The following is a 16785-nucleotide window of genomic DNA, read 5'->3' as shown; positions in this document are numbered from 1 at the left end:
CACGGGCTTAAGCCCGTGGCAAATGAAACTAAATCGGATACGCCGTCTCGCTCTTCGTTTCGGACAGGACAAAATAAGTCTGTACGGTATTGACATGTGGCAATACCGCGAGCTTGTGTCGCAGAAACATGTGATAGGCATCCATATCTTTGGTGGCTATGCGTAGCATAAAATCATAGGAACCCGCCATCTGATAACATTCCATGACTTCTGGAAATTTGGCGACCTCATGTTCGAATTCGTTCAGAACTTCAAAAGTATGGGCTTTGAGAAATACCTGTGAAAAGGAGATCAGACCCAAGCCGATTTTGTGCCGATCGAGAATAGCAACGGTCTTTTTGATGTATCCGGCGGATTTGAGTTTTTTGACACGCTCATGTATAGCCGCGATGGACTTGTGTAGTCTGATTGCCAGCTCTTTATTGCTCAATGTGGCATCTTCTTGAAGTACTCTCAAGAGTTTGGTGTCTGTGGGATCGAGTTGCATATCGTATATTTTTCTGAATTAAAGCTAAATTACTAGTTTAAACCGAAATAATTATTATATTATTTATAAAAAACAATATAATTTATTGTTTTTTATAAATAGTATTGAATAATATCTTGTTTAAGTGGAATTTTGTAGAGATTATTTCTCTGATTCTAAAATAGCAAATGATAACAGAAACCATTTTTAGCAAATGTCTTTCTCCGGAGCTGGATAGCCGTTTCCATCACTTGTGGTGTTTAGTGGGCAATACGCCCATGTTAGAACTCCGGTACACCTATAAAGGCAAGCCGGGTCAGATCTACGTAAAATGTGAGAACTATAATCTGACCGGTAGTGTCAAGGACAGGATGGCATTGTATATATTGTACAAAGCGTATATGAATTGTCAGATACGTCCACAGGATATGATTGTAGAGGCAACGAGTGGGAATACCGGAATTGCCTTCTCGGCCATTGGTAAAGCTTTGGGCCATCAGGTCAAAATCATTATGCCTGACTGGCTGAGCAAGGAGCGTATCGATATCATCAAAAGTATGGGAGCAGACATACAGCTGATATCCAAAGAGGAAGGCGGTTTTTTGGGAAGCATTAAGCTTAGCGAGGAATTGGCAGCAAAGGGTGGTGTATTTCTCCCCCGTCAATTTGAAAACCAGTTCAATGCCGAAGCACACGAAATGACGACAGGTCAGGAAATTGTATCGCAGCTGGAGAAGATGGGTATGGTGGCAGATGCCTTTGTGGCGGGTGTAGGTACTGGTGGTACGGTGATGGGAGTAGGCCGGCAGTTGAAGAAATCCAATCGATTTGTCAAAATACATCCCTTGGAACCGGCAGAGAGCCCTACATTGACGACGGGTTATAAGGTAGGAGCACACCGTATACAGGGCATTTCGGATGAGTTTATCCCGGCTATTGTGAAGTTGGACGAATTGGATGAAATCGTTTGTGCTTCAGATGGAGATTCCATCATCATGGCGCAGAAACTAGCGCAGGAATTGGGATTGGCAGTTGGTATTTCGTCAGGTGCCAATGTAATAGGAGCTATCAAGCTGAGGGAACAGATGGGGGATGATGCGGTCGTGGTGACACTATTGGCCGATGACAATAAGAAATATTTAAGTACGGATTTGGTTAAAGAGGAGCCTGTAAAAGAAGGGTATATGTCTACGGATTTGACCTTTACGGGATTCCAACCTATTAGCCGTTTAGAGAAACCCATCGTGAGAATGGGAGTTCGATAAGTTTGTTTCAGCTTGATGTTGAATCAAGTTTTGTTTGTGTTTAGTGGGTAGGAAGCCGGGTGTCTCATACCCGGTATTCCTATCGTAAGAAAATGAGATGATACAACTTAATCCATATAAAATTATGAAAAGATATATAATATTATTCCTCTGGTTATCGTTGTTCTTGGTCAAAGGATCCTTTGCGCAGGAGGTAGACAGTTTGATTGATTTCAGTGGTATTGAGTTTGTAGAAGGTGATCCGGTTGCTGATACGGAGGATACAACGGAAGTTGATACTGCTGTACAGATCGCGGCAGTCGATACGATCTCTGGAGATTCGCACAAAAATGTAGCTGGTGATTTGGAAAGAGGCTCTTTATGGGGAATATTTATCGGGGGAATATTGGGTGGTTTTGCGGCTTTGTTGATGCCTTGTATTTTTCCAATGCTTCCCCTTACCGTCAGTTTTTTTACCAAAAAGTCTGGCACCAAGAGTAAAGCTGTCACACAGGCATTGTTGTACGGGGTATTTATTATCTTTATTTATGTTGCTCTGGGCATGTTGATTACGATTGCATTTGGTGCAGAGGCTTTGAACTTGTTGTCCACAAATGGTATTTTCAATTTTCTGTTTTTCTTGTTGTTAGTGGTATTTGCGACCTCATTTTTAGGTGCATTTGAGATTACATTGCCCAGTGGGTTTGTGAATAAAATAGATGCGAATTCAGACAAGGGAGGCTTGGTCGGTCTGTTTTTTATGGCGGCTAGTCTTGCCGTGGTATCTTTTTCCTGTACGGGTCCGATTATCGGTACATTGTTGGTAGAGGCGGCAGTCAACGGTGAACGCTTGGGGCCGGCAATCGGTATGCTAGGGTTTTCACTTGCGCTGGCTATACCTTTTGTATTGTTTGCGATGTTTCCTTCTATGCTGAAATCATTGCCAAAATCGGGAGGATGGCTGAATAGTGTAAAGGTTGTCCTTGGTTTTTTGGAACTTGCCTTAGCCTTGAAATTCTTGTCCAATGTGGATTTGGCTTACAATTGGCAACTGTTGGATAGAGAAGTGTTTTTGGCTTTGTGGATAGTTATTTTTGGTTTAATGGGGCTTTATTTGATTGGCAAGATCAGGTTTGCGCATGATAGCCCGCTGGACTTCCTTTCTGTTCCCCGTACGATGTTGGCTATACTGGTGTTTTCGTTTGTCGTGTATATGGTTCCCGGTATGTGGGGTGCACCGCTGAAGTCTATTGCAGCGTTTTTACCGCCAATTGGCACGCAGGATTTTGACCTGGCTTCTGGTGTATCGGTATCCCATGCAGGGAGTGCTGATGCGGCAGGTCGAAAGCATTATACTCATTTTCATAGCCGGGCTACGGTCAAAGGATTTGATCCTTATTACGATTATGAGGAAGCTCTGGCAGCAGCCAAAGCGCAGAATAAGCCTTTGATGATCGATTTCACAGGATGGACCTGTGTCAACTGCCGTAAAATGGAGGCTGATGTCTGGTCGGATCCTGTGGTTCGAAATATGATCAATAATGAGTTTATTCTGGTGGAGCTGTATGTGGATGAGCATGACCTCAAGCTTTCTGAAAGTGAACAGTATATTTCTCCGCACTCGGGCAAGAAGATCAATACGGTAGGAAAGAAGAATACGGATTTCCAGATTACAAGGTTCAAAAGCAATTCGCAGCCGCTGTATGCTTTGATCGATCCGAATACGGAAGAGGCTCTTGTTGCGCCACGAGGTGCAGACTATACGATCACTTCCTACCTTGCGTACCTGCAAAGTGGATTGGACGCATTTAATAACAAATAAAAAAGGCCGTCAGGCCTTTTTTATTTGTTATTATTTATTCCAAACTCCATATCTCATAGATCGGATCGCCTTTTGAGCTTAAGCCGCTGTGGTGCCAATCCCCATCCTTGATTTCGCCTTTAAACTTTAAGCTTGCACCTACACGGGAATTGTCTCTGGAAAAAAAGACAATACTTTCGGTGTAGCCGTTATTGGAGAATGTATATTTTCCACCTCCGGTTCCATAGAACCCTTTTTGTACAGGATTGATGGCAATCCACTGAAAATAACCGTCTACCAGAATCTTTATCGTTTTGCGATCTCCTCGCGCAATAGTTGATGTCTTTTTTTCTGCATTTTGTCGGCCTGTGATTCGCCACACACCATCTAAATCCTGCTTTTTAGCAAGTTGCTTTTGGAAGGTGGTGCCTTCTACGGTCAGTGCGCTATTATTGGCTGATGATGGTACATCGGTCGTTGTACCTACATTCTGTGGGTCAGCATCGTTGTATTCCCAAGTAATCTGCAACGTCTTTCCGTCAAATCGATAAGGGCCTCCCTGCGTAGAGATATATTGCTGATCCTTATAGATAATTTTGCTGCTGTATCCATTTTTGAAGAGCCAAAGTGTATGCGTGTCGTCCGATTTGGCCAGATATGCACCATCCAGATTGATCTCCTGTCCAAAAATTGAAGTAGAAATAAATAAGCAGAGTATAAATGTGAGTGTTTTCATATAGATAAAACAAAAAAAGGCCTATAAGGTTTTATAGAGACTTCCGAAGTTTTTAAAACTTCGGAAGTCTCCTTTCTTTTGTCATCCCGACGATAGGAGGGATCTAAACAATATAGTTAAAAGATCCAATGTTGCATCAGCCCCACAGCCGCCAACACGTCCCTGATGCCTGCTTCGCAGTCGGCAAGCCTCAGGATGACATAAAATAGCAGTTATCTCTTACCCGATCTTCAATTTGTCTTTAATTTCTTTTTGTATGGCCCCTCTATGCAATAGGATGGAAATGGTCTTGTATCGCACAAATTCCTTCGTCACGTACATATATCCTTTGTAATCATTGGTCGTACCCCACGAATTCTTCACGATATAATATTCTTTTCCGTTTTGATCCTTGCTTAGTCCTACAATATGCATACCATGGTCGTCGGTGGTGCTGTAGTCGTCAAACGCAGCTTGGCGTTGGGCGGCATTCACCGAAGCCTCTTCTTTAGGACCGTTGAATATCTGTGCCTGCTCATCTTTGCTCATTTTGTCGAGATCTTTTGCCGGCACATAGGCCACACCATTCTTCCAACTAAAATATTTCTCTGAAACATCGGTAGCCCAAGCTACAGTGTACCCTGTTTTCAAGGCGTGATCTATAATGCTTGTCAAGTCCTGCATTTGTACATTGTAAAAGCTCTCAAATGACCAATTGTCCGGGATCAGCAGCACAAAAGGTTTGTAATAGGGATAGGCTTCAAAGGAGCTGATGCCAATATAATCATCGGGGTTGATGCCGATGATCTGATCAGCCCAAGAACGGGGAGTATAGGTTTTTCCCTTGTATTCGAAGGCTTGGGGTGGGATGCCCAGGTATGCGTCCATGACACCTGTTAAGGCTTTTTTCCAAGTATTGGACAGTTTTTTGTTCTTGACGATACTCTGGCTCATACCTTCCAATATACTGCTCATCTCAGAAAAGTTATTGCGTGTCTGCCCCTCTTGCAGGCCACTGTAGACCTCTTGTGGGACGGCACCGTATTTGCGATATATGGTCAGTACATCGTGCAGTTGTCCTCCTTCACCCTGGCTCTGACCACCGTGTAGCCGTACAAAGTTCTTTGCCTTTTCAAGATAGGTGTAATAGGCTGTGAAGATCGAGGATATTTCTACAGGCTGTCTGCCCATACGGATCATTTCTGATTCGAGGAATGAATTTCCGGCATAGGACCAACAGGTGCCCGAAGAGCCTTGGTCTTTGACGGATGTATTGGTCAGGTTGATGATCTCTGTGAAAGCAAAACCTTCTTTGCTATTGTTGCTGACATTGGTTTTGAGGGAGTTGATTAAGTTGTCCTGTGCAAATGCCTGTGATGAGGCAGTGAATAGGAGGGCAGCTGCCCATAGAGATTTTCTCCAATTCATAATTAATTCTTTTTGCAAAGGTATTAAATCGAATGGAAATACTATGCTGGCATTGTAAAAATATGATGACCTTATTCGATATTACAGTTTTTAAGAAATGGTTATTTTTCGAAGATTCTTTCGAAATGGCTTTCAAGATGATTTCGCATCGCGTTTCTTAATAATTCGGGAGAACCATTTTCAATGACGTCTACGATACCTTTATGTGATACAAACTTTTTTACATTTACCGTTTTTTTCAATAATCCGCTATTATGCACATAATCAAAAATAGGTAAAAGCATTTTCTGGAATTTTTTCATGTTTTCATTGCCCGTGATTTCATATAGTTTGCCGTGAAATGCTATTTCGTGTTCTATATTGAAGATCTGGTCTTCGGTAACGATGGGTTCAGATTCGACTATACGCCTTAATTCGACTATGTCTGAAGGTCGTATCCTTTGAAAAATGAAATCAGCCATCCCTATTTCCAATGCCAATCTGATTTCAAACATTTCGCGTAAGGTATCCTGATCCAGAATATAGGGATTCATACTTTTGCTTAAAATGCTAAACACATCGGGACTGGTAATCACGGCACCTTTTTTCTTTTTTGTCTCAATAAGACCAATTACCCGCAGCCTGATCAGCGCCTCTCTGATTACGGTGCGGCTTACGCCCAGAGTCTCCGATAATTCCAACTCTTTTGGAATAGCATCTCCAACTTTTAGCTTTCTTTCCTGTAGCAATTTTACAAGGTTGGCTTCGACTTTATCTACTAAAGAACTGGTATCTATCAGTTCTACGTTTTCTCTAAATGTTGTTAATGTCACTTTTTATGTATTATATAATGCAAAAATACAAAAAGAAAACAAATTAAAAATAAAATAGATATATGGATAAAAACAAACTTTTTTAAAAATTTACAATTTATTTGGAGTTTATATGAAATTTGTTTTACCTTTATAATGTCATACATAATACAATTAATTCAATTGCCGTTATAGTATGAAGAGACATATTGATAAGCTACAAATTGTAAATCGATTGTACACCTTAAATATTTTAATTATTTAAACTTAAATTCAATGAAAAAGACGAGAAGAAGTGAATCACTGACATTTTTATTTTTTCTATGCATTTTCTTCACTTTACCGCCGATCGCTTTAGCGCAGACGAGAGAGGTCAATGGATTGGTAAAGGATAAGGAGACAGGTATGGTTTTATCCGGGGTTTTGGTTAAGGTCTCAAGCGACGAAACCCAAACAGACAGAGATGGACATTTTGTTGTTCGGTTGAAAGAAGGAGATAAAATTGTATTCCGCCATATGGGATACTCGCTGCTTGAATGGAACTATAAAGGAGAGCCGAATGTAGAGGTACACTTAATCCCACAATCAACATCATTAAACGAAATAGTTGTGGTAGGTTACGGTAAGCAATCTCGGGCAACATTGACAACAGCCATATCAAAATTAGATACAAATGTATTGGCTAATGTTCCTTTTTCGCAAGTGGCTACAGCGTTGCAGGGTACCATTCCGGGGGTTAGGGTACAGACGGTTAATGGACAACCTGGGGCTGCCCCGAGAATAATACTTCGCGGAGGAACTTCTATTAATAATCCCAATGGAGCCAGTCCACTTTATATCGTAGATGGGGTTATTAGGTTGGATATGAATGATTTGAGTGCGGATGATATAGAGAGTATAGAAATCCTTAAAGATGCTGCTGCAACAGCGATATATGGGGCAAGAGGATCCAATGGTGTTGTTTTGATCAGTACGAAAACCGGAAAAAGTGGAAGAACACAATTGGCGTATCGATATAATTTGGGTTTTGCTGAGTTGGCAAGACAATATGATTTCGCTACCGCGGAAGATTACATTAATTACAATAGGCTGGGCATTGTGGCGACATCAGAAAAACACCCTGAACACCTTACTAGATTAAGTAGCTCGACAGGATATGGCATAGGTAACGATCTGACCAATAATACAGCTTATACTACCCAGTACCTGACTGTAGCCAATCAACATAAACTGTCCGAGGGATGGTTGAGTATGCCCGATCCAACCGATCCTTCACAAACTATTATCTATAAGCCTAGCGATTGGCAGGATATTCTCTTTCGGACATCATTGAGCCAAAACCATTACTTGTCCTTTTCAGGCGGGAATGAGAAATCATCTTTTTATGGGGGGGTAGGATACCTAAAAGATAATGGAATAGCTAAAACAACGGGCTACAATAGATTCAATGTGGATGTGAATGGTAGTGTCAATATATCTTCTTCTTTAAAGGCATTTGCTAAGGTTAACTTCAGTAATAGAGATTATCAGGAAGTTTACAGTACAAACCAGCTTTTTCAACGCGCTATAGGGTTGCCTCCTACCGCTAAGTATACCTTTGAAGATGGAACATTAGCTCCCGGTCTAAATAGATCTATGGGTAATCCGGATTATCATTTGACAAGGAGGGAGGCATTTAACAATCTCAACAGGCTGTCTCTGTCCGGGGGACTGGAATGGACGATTCTTCCCGGACTAACCTTTGAGCCATCGGCATCTTTGTATGCTATTCAAGGCGCTACTGCTTTTTTTCAGAAATCTTACAACAATACAGCAACACAACAGGTCACCACAAGAGAAGCCAATGGAAGCCATTCGTTGTTTTGGCAAAAACAGTTTGATGGTATATTGACATACGATAAAACTTACGCACAAAAACATAATTTTCAGGGAAAACTTGGAGCTTCCTACTTTGATCGAAAAAATTATGGTATCAATGCTGCAGGCCAGGGAGCGGTTACAGATTTGGTGCCTACTATGAACGCTTCCTCTACCCCTGTATCCGTATCCAGTACGGCATCCCATCAGGTCATTGCTGGATATTTTGGAAGAGTCACCTATGATTATGATCAAAAATACCTTTTTGCTGCAAATTTCAGATACGATGGAGCTTCTAATTTGGGTAATAATAATAAATGGGGCATGTTTCCCGGTGTGTCCTTAGGATGGAATGTACATAGGGAGGGTTTTTGGAATACTGTACCCGAAGCACTTTCTTCTCTAAAACTTAGAGCTAGTTATGGTGTAAACGGTAATATCAGTGGTCTGGAAGATTTTCATGCACAAGGTCGATATGATGTCGGGGCGATTTATAACGGACGGTCTGTTATTCTTAGCTCCAGGATGGAAAACCAGGACTTGCAATGGGAACGTTCAAAAACCCTTGACTTCGGTACAGACATCGGTTTATTCAATAACCGTGTGACGATACTATTTGACTATTATAGACGCGTTACAGATAATTTATTAACGAGTTTGAATTTACCGCAAGAAACGGGATTTCCAAGTATTCTTACCAATTATGGAAGCTTAGAAAATAGAGGAGTAGAATTTGATATCACAACGGCGATATATAAAGCTAAAGAGCAAGGGGGATTATATTGGAATTTAGGATGGAATGCTGCATTTGTCAAGAATAAGATATTGAAACTCCCTGAAAATGGTAATGAAAACAACAGAGTGGGAGGGATTTATGTCTATGATCCTGCCCGAGGAGACTATGCGTGGCTTGGTGGTCTTCAGGAAGGTCGACCTTTAGGTGATCTATACGCTTACAAACAGCTTTCGATCTACGCTACAGATGCAGAAGCGCAGGCCGGACCCGTCGACGATCTTGTTGTGGGATTAGATAAAACCAAATACGGGGGGGATGTAAACTGGCAGGATGTAGACGGAAATGGAATGATTGATTCCAGGGATCAGGTATATGTGGGCAATATTTTTCCGAAGTGGACCGGAGGTATCCATACGACAGCAGGTTATAGGAACTTGTCAATCACGGTGAGAACAGACTTTTCTTTAGGGCATACAATTTATAACGAGTCAAGAGCACGATTTTTAGGACAGTTTCAGGGAGATATCAATACGATAAAAGAAGTCTATCAATCCTGGCAAAAGCAAGGAGATATTACTGATATCCCAAGATATTATTGGTCAGATCAGGTCGCTCAAAATAATCTTTTCAGAGGTAACTCATATTATTATGAAAAAGGGAACTATTTAGCAATAAGAGAAGTTACCTTAAGCTATTCGGTGCCTAAAGATTGGGTTAATAATTTAAAAATGAGTAATCTACGGATTTATGCTACCGGAGGGAACCTACATTACTTTACAAGTTATAAAGGGTTGCTACCTGAAGAAGGAGGTACTGATTCTGGCAGATATCCAGTGTCCAGGTCAATAATTTTTGGTCTTAATGTTAGCTTTTAATTTGAAATATGATGAAAAGAATAATCGAAAATATAGGAATTGTAATGGTTCTTTTTGCATTGCTGTCGTCTTGTACGAAGAATCTCGAATTGTCTCCGATTAGCGAAATATCTGTGGCATCTCTATGGAAAACAGAGGAAGATGCCAAAGGAGCGATAAATGGTATATATGCAAGATTTCGCACACAGGTTCAAGAGAATTTATACCGATGGGGGGGAGCCAGAAGCGAAGAGATCTCCTACGGGATAAATGGTTCTGAAGGAAGGGAATTTCTTTTTAATAACACGTTAAGCGCTGTAAACCCGGGTCCGGATTGGTTAAGGTTATATTCGGTGTTGCACGACGTAAATCTTGTGCTCAAATATGTCCCTAATATTGATTTTACAGATCAAAAGGAAAAAAACAAAATATTGGCTGAGGCGTATACAATGAGGGCATACATCTACTATATACTGGTTCGTACGTGGGGGGCTGTACCGATTATCAAAGAGCCTACGGAGAGTTTTAATCCATCTGCTCCCGATGCCTATAAAACGCAAAATTCTCCAGAGGAAATCTTTGCTTTTATTAAGGAAGATATAGGCCTTGCTTCGGGACTGTTTGCAGATAATGCGATTCCAGCTGGAAGAGCTTATTGGTCCAAGCCCGCTCTTAACGCTCTAAAAGGAGACGTTTATCTCTGGACAGGCAAAATATTAAATGGAGGAAGGGCTGATTTCGAGATAGCACTTAGCGCATTAGAAGATGTCAAAACTGCCGATGTTACATTGTTAAGTTCATTTGACCAGGTCTTTAGGGGTACAAACAAGGGAAATAAAGAAGTGCTGTTCGCTGTTCAATTCAAACAAAATGAATCCGGAAATCAATATGGGCAAGATATGTATATCGCTCCTACCGAAATACCATCCGATGGAGATGCAGCAAGCAGAGGTTTAATCGGTGTAGGAGGAGGTTTGAACCGTTGGGCACCATCTGAGATACTAAGATCTCAGTTTCAATCCACAGATACTAGAAAAAATGTAACGTTTACAGAAATATACAGGTTTCCCTCAGGGGTTAGAACATTCTACGCTAGTGTGGCCTTAAAATATAAAGGAGGTGTGACAGGTGGGGCGCGACTTTTCCTTGATGATGTGATTATCTACAGATATGCGGATGTTTTATTGATGATTGCAGAGGCTAAGAACGCATTAGACTTGGATCCCTCTGATGAAATTAACGAGGTAAGGCAAAGAGCTTACGGAGCTAATTATGCCGCCAATGTATTTGTCAGTACGGATAAAATTGCCAATGACGAAGCGATCCTAAAAGAGCGTTTGTTGGAGCTGGCGTTTGAAGGTAAGCGTTGGTGGGATTTAATCCGTTTCGATAAGGCCATGGATTTAGTTCCTTCTTTACAAAGCAGGGACAGAGGCTTGTTATTGTTCCCTATATCACAGTCCACCTTAAGCCTAAATCCCAAGCTCATTCAAAACGAAGCTTACAGAAATTGAGACCTTGGAGACAAAAAAATGTAATCATCGATAAACAACTATTAGACGCGATTAAATATAATAAAATGATAGAGAAAATAGAAGGCCTGGTGGCCGCACCATTTACCCCGATGCATCCCGATAAAAGCCTAAATCTGGATATGATACAAGATTATGCAACATTTCTGGAGCAGAACAAAGTTGCGGGAGCTTTCGTGTGCGGTTCGACAGGAGAAGGGGTTTCGTTAAGCTTTAAAGAAAAGCAGGCCTTAATAGAGAAATGGGGCGAAGTGAAGGTAGATAGCCTAAAAAGAATAGCATTGGTTGGTGGTACATCCATTACAGAATGTATAGAACTGGCAGAAATAGCACAAAAATCAAATTTTAATGCTATAGCATTGATAGCACCGTATTATTTTAAGGTGAAAAGCCCTGAGGCGCTTGCTGATTTCTGTATAGAAATAGGAAAGGCAGTCCCACATATCAATATGTATTATTACCATATTCCGGCATTAACGGGAGCTTTTGTAGAGATGCACCCTTTTCTCAAAGCCATGGATGGAAAACTGGATAGTTTTTCGGGCATTAAGTTTACACACGAAGATTTGATGGACTATAAGCTCTGCCTCAATTTTGAAAACCAGAAATACGATTTGCTCTGGGGCAGAGATGAGGTCTTTCTTTCTGCTTTGGCCATAGGAGCAAGGGGAGCGGTAGGAAGTACTTTTAATTATGCAGCACCACTTTACTATGAACTCATCAAGGCCTTTGACACTGGAAATCTCAACCAAGCCCGTTTATTGCAGGATAAATCTATAGCTATTGTAGAGATACTAAAAAAGTATGGAGGTATGGCAACAGGAAAAGCCTTTATGAAGGCTGTGGGAATAGATTGCGGGACGTTCAGATTTCCGATTGAGAATATGCAGGAAGGTAAATACGAAGAGTTTATCCAAGATCTCCGCGATATGGACTTCTTTAAATTAGCATCGAAAAACAGACAGGAAGAACAATTAGTCTAGGCGAGTTAATTAGAACATAGAAATGAATTATAATAAAGAGGAATTGAATCAGCTCAAGGAATTTTATCGTGATCGTTTATTAGGAGATACGTTGCCATTTTGGTTTCCAAAAAGTTTAGACCATGAATATGGCGGTTATCTGTTGATGAGAGATAGAGATGGGAGTTTGCTTGATGATGATAAAGCTATTTGGATACAAGGGCGGTTCGCCTGGCTTCTATCTACATTGTACAATACAGTGGACCAAAAAGAAGAATGGCTTTCCGGAGCGAAATTAGGTGTTGATTTCTTAGAGAAGCATTGTTTTGATACCGATGGAAGAATGTTTTTCCATACTACGAGAGAAGGTAAGCCTATTCGTAAAAGAAGGTATTTTTCTTCAGAAGTATTTGCAATAGTGGCATTTGCGGCCTATTCAAAAGCCAGCGGAGAAAAGAGATATGCAGACTTGGCGAGTGAAGTTTTTGGAAGATGTTTACACTATATACAACATCCCGAAATTCTACCTCCAAAGTTTACAGACACACGTCCTTTGAAGGGATTTAGTATTCCCATGATATTCATATTCGTAGCACAGCAGTTGAGGCAATATACAGATGATGCACGTTGCAACGAATGGATCGACCATTGGATACAGGAAATAGAACGGGATTTCGTAAAAGACGATATCCGTTCTGTAATGGAGCAGGTAGAGCAAGATGGTTCCATTAGCGATCATTTTGACGGTCGTCTTTTAAACCCAGGACATGCCATAGAAGCAGCTTGGTTCATTCTTGACGAGGCAAAATACAGGAACAATGAACCTCGTTTAGTTGATTTAGGGTGTAGAATGCTGGACTATATGTGGGAAAGAGGTTGGGATGATGAATATGGAGGGATATTATATTTCAGAGATGTGTACAATAAACCTGTGCAGGAATACTGGCAGGATATGAAATTCTGGTGGCCACATAACGAAACGATCATAGCCACTTTATTGGCTTACACCCTAACAGGCAACGCAAAATATGCCGATTGGCACAATAAGGTGCATAATTATGCTTATCAGCATTTTCCTGACAAAGAATATGGAGAATGGTTCGGTTATTTGCATAGGGATGGACGGGTGTCGGTTCCGCTAAAAGGAAATATGTTTAAAGGGCCGTTTCATTTACCCCGTCAAGAGTGGTATTGTTGGCAATTGTTGGAAGAACATTTAGGAAATAAGATATGAAATATAGCCCAGTATTGATTTTATTGGTAACGATATTTATGACGGCCTGCGGCAAAAAAGATACTGCTCCAAAACCTTATTTACCAGAGGGAGTTAATACGGTTTATGTAGACAGCAACTATCGGCCGACCACTTACAATGAGCGATTGGCACTCTTCACACAAGAGACAAGATCTAATGCTGACCTTGTTTTTATAGGCAACAGTATTACTGCTGGTGCCGACTGGGGCAAGTTACTGAATGCACCAAGTGCAAAAAATAGAGGTATATCCGGGGATATTACCTACGGTGTTTTAGACCGATTAGACGAAGCACTAAGAGGTCAGCCCGCTAAGGTTTTTATCTTGATAGGGACTAATGATGTCGGTAGGAATATTCCTGAAAGTTATATCATCAATAATTATAAAAGAATAATTAAGAGGATTGATTCGGAAAGTCCAAATACCAAGATTTACTTTCATACTATATTACCGGTGAGCAACAACAATTACGCAAGCAAAAATACCCGTATAAACACAATCAATGCCGCTCTAAAATTGGTCGCTTCCAAAGAAGGCATAAGACTTATAGATTCACATAGTCATTTCAAGGACCACGAAGGTAAACTAGACCAACACTATACAACAGACGGTCTTCATTTAACAGCAATGGGATATGAGCATTGGGTGGCATTGTTGCGACCTTATCTTGAAGAGGATTAATTTATTAAAATATTGGAGGTAAATATGAAGAATATATTGATAATGTGTGTGATTGCACTCATGATAAGTTGTGGTGAAAACGGAAAATTAGCCCCTGAACCTGTGTTGCCAACACCTGTTTTACCTGAAGAAACGGATTTTGTTTTCCAAAATCAAACAAATGGCTATTCCTGTTATAGAATACCAGCTTTTGTAACAGCTCCTAACGGACATCTACTCGCTTTTGCCGAGGGAAGAAAAAATAATTGTGATGATTTCGGAGATGTGGACTTAGTGATGAGAAAAAGTACCGATGGAGGGACGACTTGGGGAGCTGTAGAACTATTGGTCGATAACGGAGTCTATAAAGTTGGGGATATCGCCCCGGTAATTGATTATTCAGATACTAATCATCCCGACGGTCGACTGTTTCTATTTTACAATACGGCAACACAATATAATGTATCATCGGGAGGAACTCGAAGAGTTCGTGAAACATGGTACATCACCAGTACAGACAATGGACTAAACTGGAGCACGCCCACGAATATCACAACATCCGTACTTCGTCCCAACGCTCCTGAGTATAATCCCATATATAATTTTACGCCAAGCTGGATGGGGGTAAATACGCAAGGTCATGCTATACAGTTAAAAAATGGTACTAAGAAAAATAGAATCTACGTGGCAGGAAACAGGTCAGGGACAAAAGCCAATGCGGATGATTTTACCTCCTATTATTCGTATGGCTACTATAGTGATGATCATGGACAAACATGGAGCATCGCTGCTGATGTGAATATGCCCGGAGGAAATGAGAGTACAGCCGCAGAGTTGTCAGATGGAAGTATTATTCAGGCAATCCGTTATCAAACTTTAAATAATCCCGTGAATCAGCCGGCCAATACAAAATATAAACTGATAGCCATCAGCAATGATGGGGGAGAGTCGTGGGGAATACCAAGTTTTGCGACTCAACTGCCCGATCCGATTTGTCAGGGAAATTTATTAGATGTAAAATATGAAGGAGAGCATATCATTTTATTCAGCAATCCAGCGAGCTCGTCGGCTCGTACTAGAATGAGTATAAGTGCGAGTAAAGACGATGGACAAACCTGGCCATATAAGTATTTGGTCGATGAAGGCCCTTCTGCTTACTCGGCTATATATGCATTGGATGATAATCATATCGGATTGTTATATGAAAAAGGCAATATCGGAGGTATCGCATTTCGAAAAATCGACATAGCAGATATATTAGAGTAAACACTAGAATTTATACCATAAAAAAATTACACCACATGCCTTTCCATAAATTACAAAAGACACACATTTTTATATTGTCATTTTTCTTAAGTTCAGCAGTATGTTTTGCCCAAGAGGACTATAATTATATCTTTCAAAATGAAACAGAAGGTTACAACTGTTTTAGGATCCCGGCAATAATTAAAGCGCCAAACGGGGACTTACTGGCTTTTGCAGAAGCCCGAAAGAAAGATTGTGATGATTTTGGCGATGTAGATCTCGTCATGAAACGGAGTAGAAATAAAGGGAAAACATGGAGCACTTTGGAAATAATAGCAGATAATGGTGCTTACAAAGCCGGAGACCCTGCTCCCGTAGTTGATTTTCAAGACCCTCAATATCCAAAAGGAAGGATATTTATCCTTTATAATACAGGGACAGCAACAGAGTTCGATCTCCTGTCAGGAAATGGATTGCGGGAAGTTTTCTATAAAACAAGCTCAGATAATGGAAAAACATGGAGCGAGGCAGTAAATATCACAACACAAGTACATCGACCAAAACTACCGCAATTTAATCCGGCTTATAATTTTGAAGAAGATTGGAGAACGATGACCAATACTCCTGGTCATGCTATACAGATAAAGCAGGGTAAATATAAAGGACGTTTGTATATTGCTGCAAATCATTCAGTTGGCGACAAGCCGAAGAATAATTTTAACAATTATAGGTCACATGGCTTTTTTAGCGATGACCACGGTAAGACTTGGAAATTAGGTTCAGATATTGATTTTGAGGCAGGCAACGAAAGTATAGCAGCAGAATTATCTGATGGAAGTATTCTTCAAAATGTAAGATTGCAGAGCAAGAAATACAGATATAGATTGTTGGCTTACAGCAAAACTGCAGGGCAATCTTGGGACACGGTATATCTCGACAAACAATTGCCCGACCCAATTTGCCAAGGGAGCATGCTAGATATCAAACATAAAAAGAAACATATTATATTATTTAGCAATCCCGACAGTCAATTTAAAAGAGAGAAAATGACGATACGAGCCAGTTGGGATGATGGAAAAACATGGAAGACGGCTTTTTTGGTAGACGAAGGAGCATCTGCCTATTCAGATCTTGTGGAAATTGATCAAAAATGTATAGGTATAGTTTACGAAAGAGGAAACAAAGGGGGAATAGTTTTTGCGCACTTTCCAACAAAAAAAATATTGGATAAATAATTATC

Annotated in this window: 13 protein-coding genes; 9 read left to right on the top strand and 4 right to left on the bottom strand. The window is 40.6% G+C overall.

Going from position 1 to position 16785, the window contains the following annotated elements; genetic code table 11:
• Positions 1 to 28 precede the first annotated feature (28 nt).
• Positions 29 to 487, bottom strand: a complete 459-nt coding sequence (locus G5B00_RS13990) for an Lrp/AsnC family transcriptional regulator (protein ID WP_163876606.1) — start codon at positions 485 to 487, stop codon at positions 29 to 31.
• A gap of 167 nt (positions 488 to 654) precedes the next feature.
• Between G5B00_RS13990 and G5B00_RS13985 the strand changes: the two genes are divergently transcribed.
• Positions 655 to 1731, top strand: coding sequence for a PLP-dependent cysteine synthase family protein (locus G5B00_RS13985; RefSeq protein ID WP_163876604.1), 1077 nt, complete (start codon positions 655 to 657; stop codon positions 1729 to 1731).
• A 124-nt stretch (positions 1732 to 1855) separates the two neighbouring features.
• On the top strand, positions 1856 to 3532 hold the full coding sequence (locus G5B00_RS13980) for a protein-disulfide reductase DsbD family protein (RefSeq protein WP_163876601.1): 1677 nt from the start codon (positions 1856 to 1858) through the stop codon (positions 3530 to 3532).
• A 34-nt stretch (positions 3533 to 3566) separates the two neighbouring features.
• On the opposite strand, the gene G5B00_RS13975 is transcribed toward G5B00_RS13980, so the two are convergent.
• From G5B00_RS13975 to G5B00_RS13965, 3 genes are all read right to left on the bottom strand, one after another.
• The gene (locus G5B00_RS13975; protein WP_163876598.1) at positions 3567 to 4247 is read right to left on the bottom strand and encodes a hypothetical protein; all 681 of its coding nucleotides are present in this window, start codon (positions 4245 to 4247) and stop codon (positions 3567 to 3569) included.
• Positions 4248 to 4466: 219 nt separating this feature from the next.
• Entirely contained in the window at positions 4467 to 5654 is a 1188-nt protein-coding gene (locus G5B00_RS13970; protein WP_163876595.1) for an aminopeptidase C, read from the bottom strand.
• A gap of 101 nt (positions 5655 to 5755) precedes the next feature.
• Positions 5756 to 6466: a FadR/GntR family transcriptional regulator gene (locus G5B00_RS13965; RefSeq protein ID WP_163876591.1), complete on the bottom strand. Its 711-nt coding sequence runs from the start codon at positions 6464 to 6466 to the stop codon at positions 5756 to 5758.
• 255 nt (positions 6467 to 6721) lie between these two features.
• Here G5B00_RS13965 and G5B00_RS13960 point away from each other — a divergent pair, with 255 nt between their 5' ends.
• The 7 genes from G5B00_RS13960 (at position 6722) to G5B00_RS13930 (ending at position 16780) form a co-directional block, all read left to right on the top strand.
• On the top strand, positions 6722 to 9913 hold the full coding sequence (locus G5B00_RS13960; RefSeq protein WP_163876588.1) for a SusC/RagA family TonB-linked outer membrane protein: 3192 nt from the start codon (positions 6722 to 6724) through the stop codon (positions 9911 to 9913).
• An 8-nt stretch (positions 9914 to 9921) separates the two neighbouring features.
• Positions 9922 to 11406 (top strand): RagB/SusD family nutrient uptake outer membrane protein, encoded by a 1485-nt coding sequence (locus G5B00_RS13955; RefSeq protein WP_240894496.1) that lies wholly within the window; start codon positions 9922 to 9924, stop codon positions 11404 to 11406.
• Between the two features lie 65 nt (positions 11407 to 11471).
• Positions 11472 to 12407: a dihydrodipicolinate synthase family protein gene (locus tag G5B00_RS13950; RefSeq protein WP_163876585.1), complete on the top strand. Its 936-nt coding sequence runs from the start codon at positions 11472 to 11474 to the stop codon at positions 12405 to 12407.
• Between the two features lie 22 nt (positions 12408 to 12429).
• On the top strand, positions 12430 to 13620 hold the full coding sequence (locus G5B00_RS13945) for an AGE family epimerase/isomerase (protein ID WP_163876582.1): 1191 nt from the start codon (positions 12430 to 12432) through the stop codon (positions 13618 to 13620).
• On the top strand, positions 13617 to 14321 hold the full coding sequence (locus G5B00_RS13940) for a GDSL-type esterase/lipase family protein (RefSeq protein ID WP_163876579.1): 705 nt from the start codon (positions 13617 to 13619) through the stop codon (positions 14319 to 14321). The genes G5B00_RS13945 and G5B00_RS13940 overlap by 4 nt, the downstream gene beginning before the upstream one ends.
• A 24-nt stretch (positions 14322 to 14345) precedes the next feature.
• Positions 14346 to 15566 carry a sialidase family protein gene (locus G5B00_RS13935; protein ID WP_163876575.1) on the top strand — a complete coding sequence of 407 codons (1221 nt, stop codon included), beginning with the start codon at positions 14346 to 14348 and terminating at the stop codon, positions 15564 to 15566.
• A gap of 35 nt (positions 15567 to 15601) precedes the next feature.
• Positions 15602 to 16780: a sialidase family protein gene (locus G5B00_RS13930; RefSeq protein ID WP_163876572.1), complete on the top strand. Its 1179-nt coding sequence runs from the start codon at positions 15602 to 15604 to the stop codon at positions 16778 to 16780.
• The last annotated feature ends 5 nt before the right edge of the window (positions 16781 to 16785 follow it).

Source organism: Parapedobacter sp. SGR-10 (assembly GCF_011030405.1).
Taxonomy (GTDB): domain Bacteria; phylum Bacteroidota; class Bacteroidia; order Sphingobacteriales; family Sphingobacteriaceae; genus Sphingobacterium.
The sequence above is the reverse complement of the archived record's forward strand: the minus strand, read 5'-3'. Positions and strand labels throughout refer to the sequence as shown.

Coding starts and splice junctions, on each gene's coding strand:
- G5B00_RS13990 (WP_163876606.1), bottom strand. CDS start 487: ATGCAACTCGATCCCACAGACACCAAACTCTTGAGAGTACTTCAAGAA.
- G5B00_RS13985 (WP_163876604.1), top strand. CDS start 655: ATGATAACAGAAACCATTTTTAGCAAATGTCTTTCTCCGGAGCTGGAT.
- G5B00_RS13980 (WP_163876601.1), top strand. CDS start 1,856: ATGAAAAGATATATAATATTATTCCTCTGGTTATCGTTGTTCTTGGTC.
- G5B00_RS13975 (WP_163876598.1), bottom strand. CDS start 4,247: ATGAAAACACTCACATTTATACTCTGCTTATTTATTTCTACTTCAATT.
- G5B00_RS13970 (WP_163876595.1), bottom strand. CDS start 5,654: ATGAATTGGAGAAAATCTCTATGGGCAGCTGCCCTCCTATTCACTGCC.
- G5B00_RS13960 (WP_163876588.1), top strand. CDS start 6,722: ATGAAAAAGACGAGAAGAAGTGAATCACTGACATTTTTATTTTTTCTA.
- G5B00_RS13955 (WP_240894496.1), top strand. CDS start 9,922: ATGATGAAAAGAATAATCGAAAATATAGGAATTGTAATGGTTCTTTTT.
- G5B00_RS13950 (WP_163876585.1), top strand. CDS start 11,472: ATGATAGAGAAAATAGAAGGCCTGGTGGCCGCACCATTTACCCCGATG.
- G5B00_RS13945 (WP_163876582.1), top strand. CDS start 12,430: ATGAATTATAATAAAGAGGAATTGAATCAGCTCAAGGAATTTTATCGT.
- G5B00_RS13940 (WP_163876579.1), top strand. CDS start 13,617: ATGAAATATAGCCCAGTATTGATTTTATTGGTAACGATATTTATGACG.
- G5B00_RS13935 (WP_163876575.1), top strand. CDS start 14,346: ATGAAGAATATATTGATAATGTGTGTGATTGCACTCATGATAAGTTGT.
- G5B00_RS13930 (WP_163876572.1), top strand. CDS start 15,602: ATGCCTTTCCATAAATTACAAAAGACACACATTTTTATATTGTCATTT.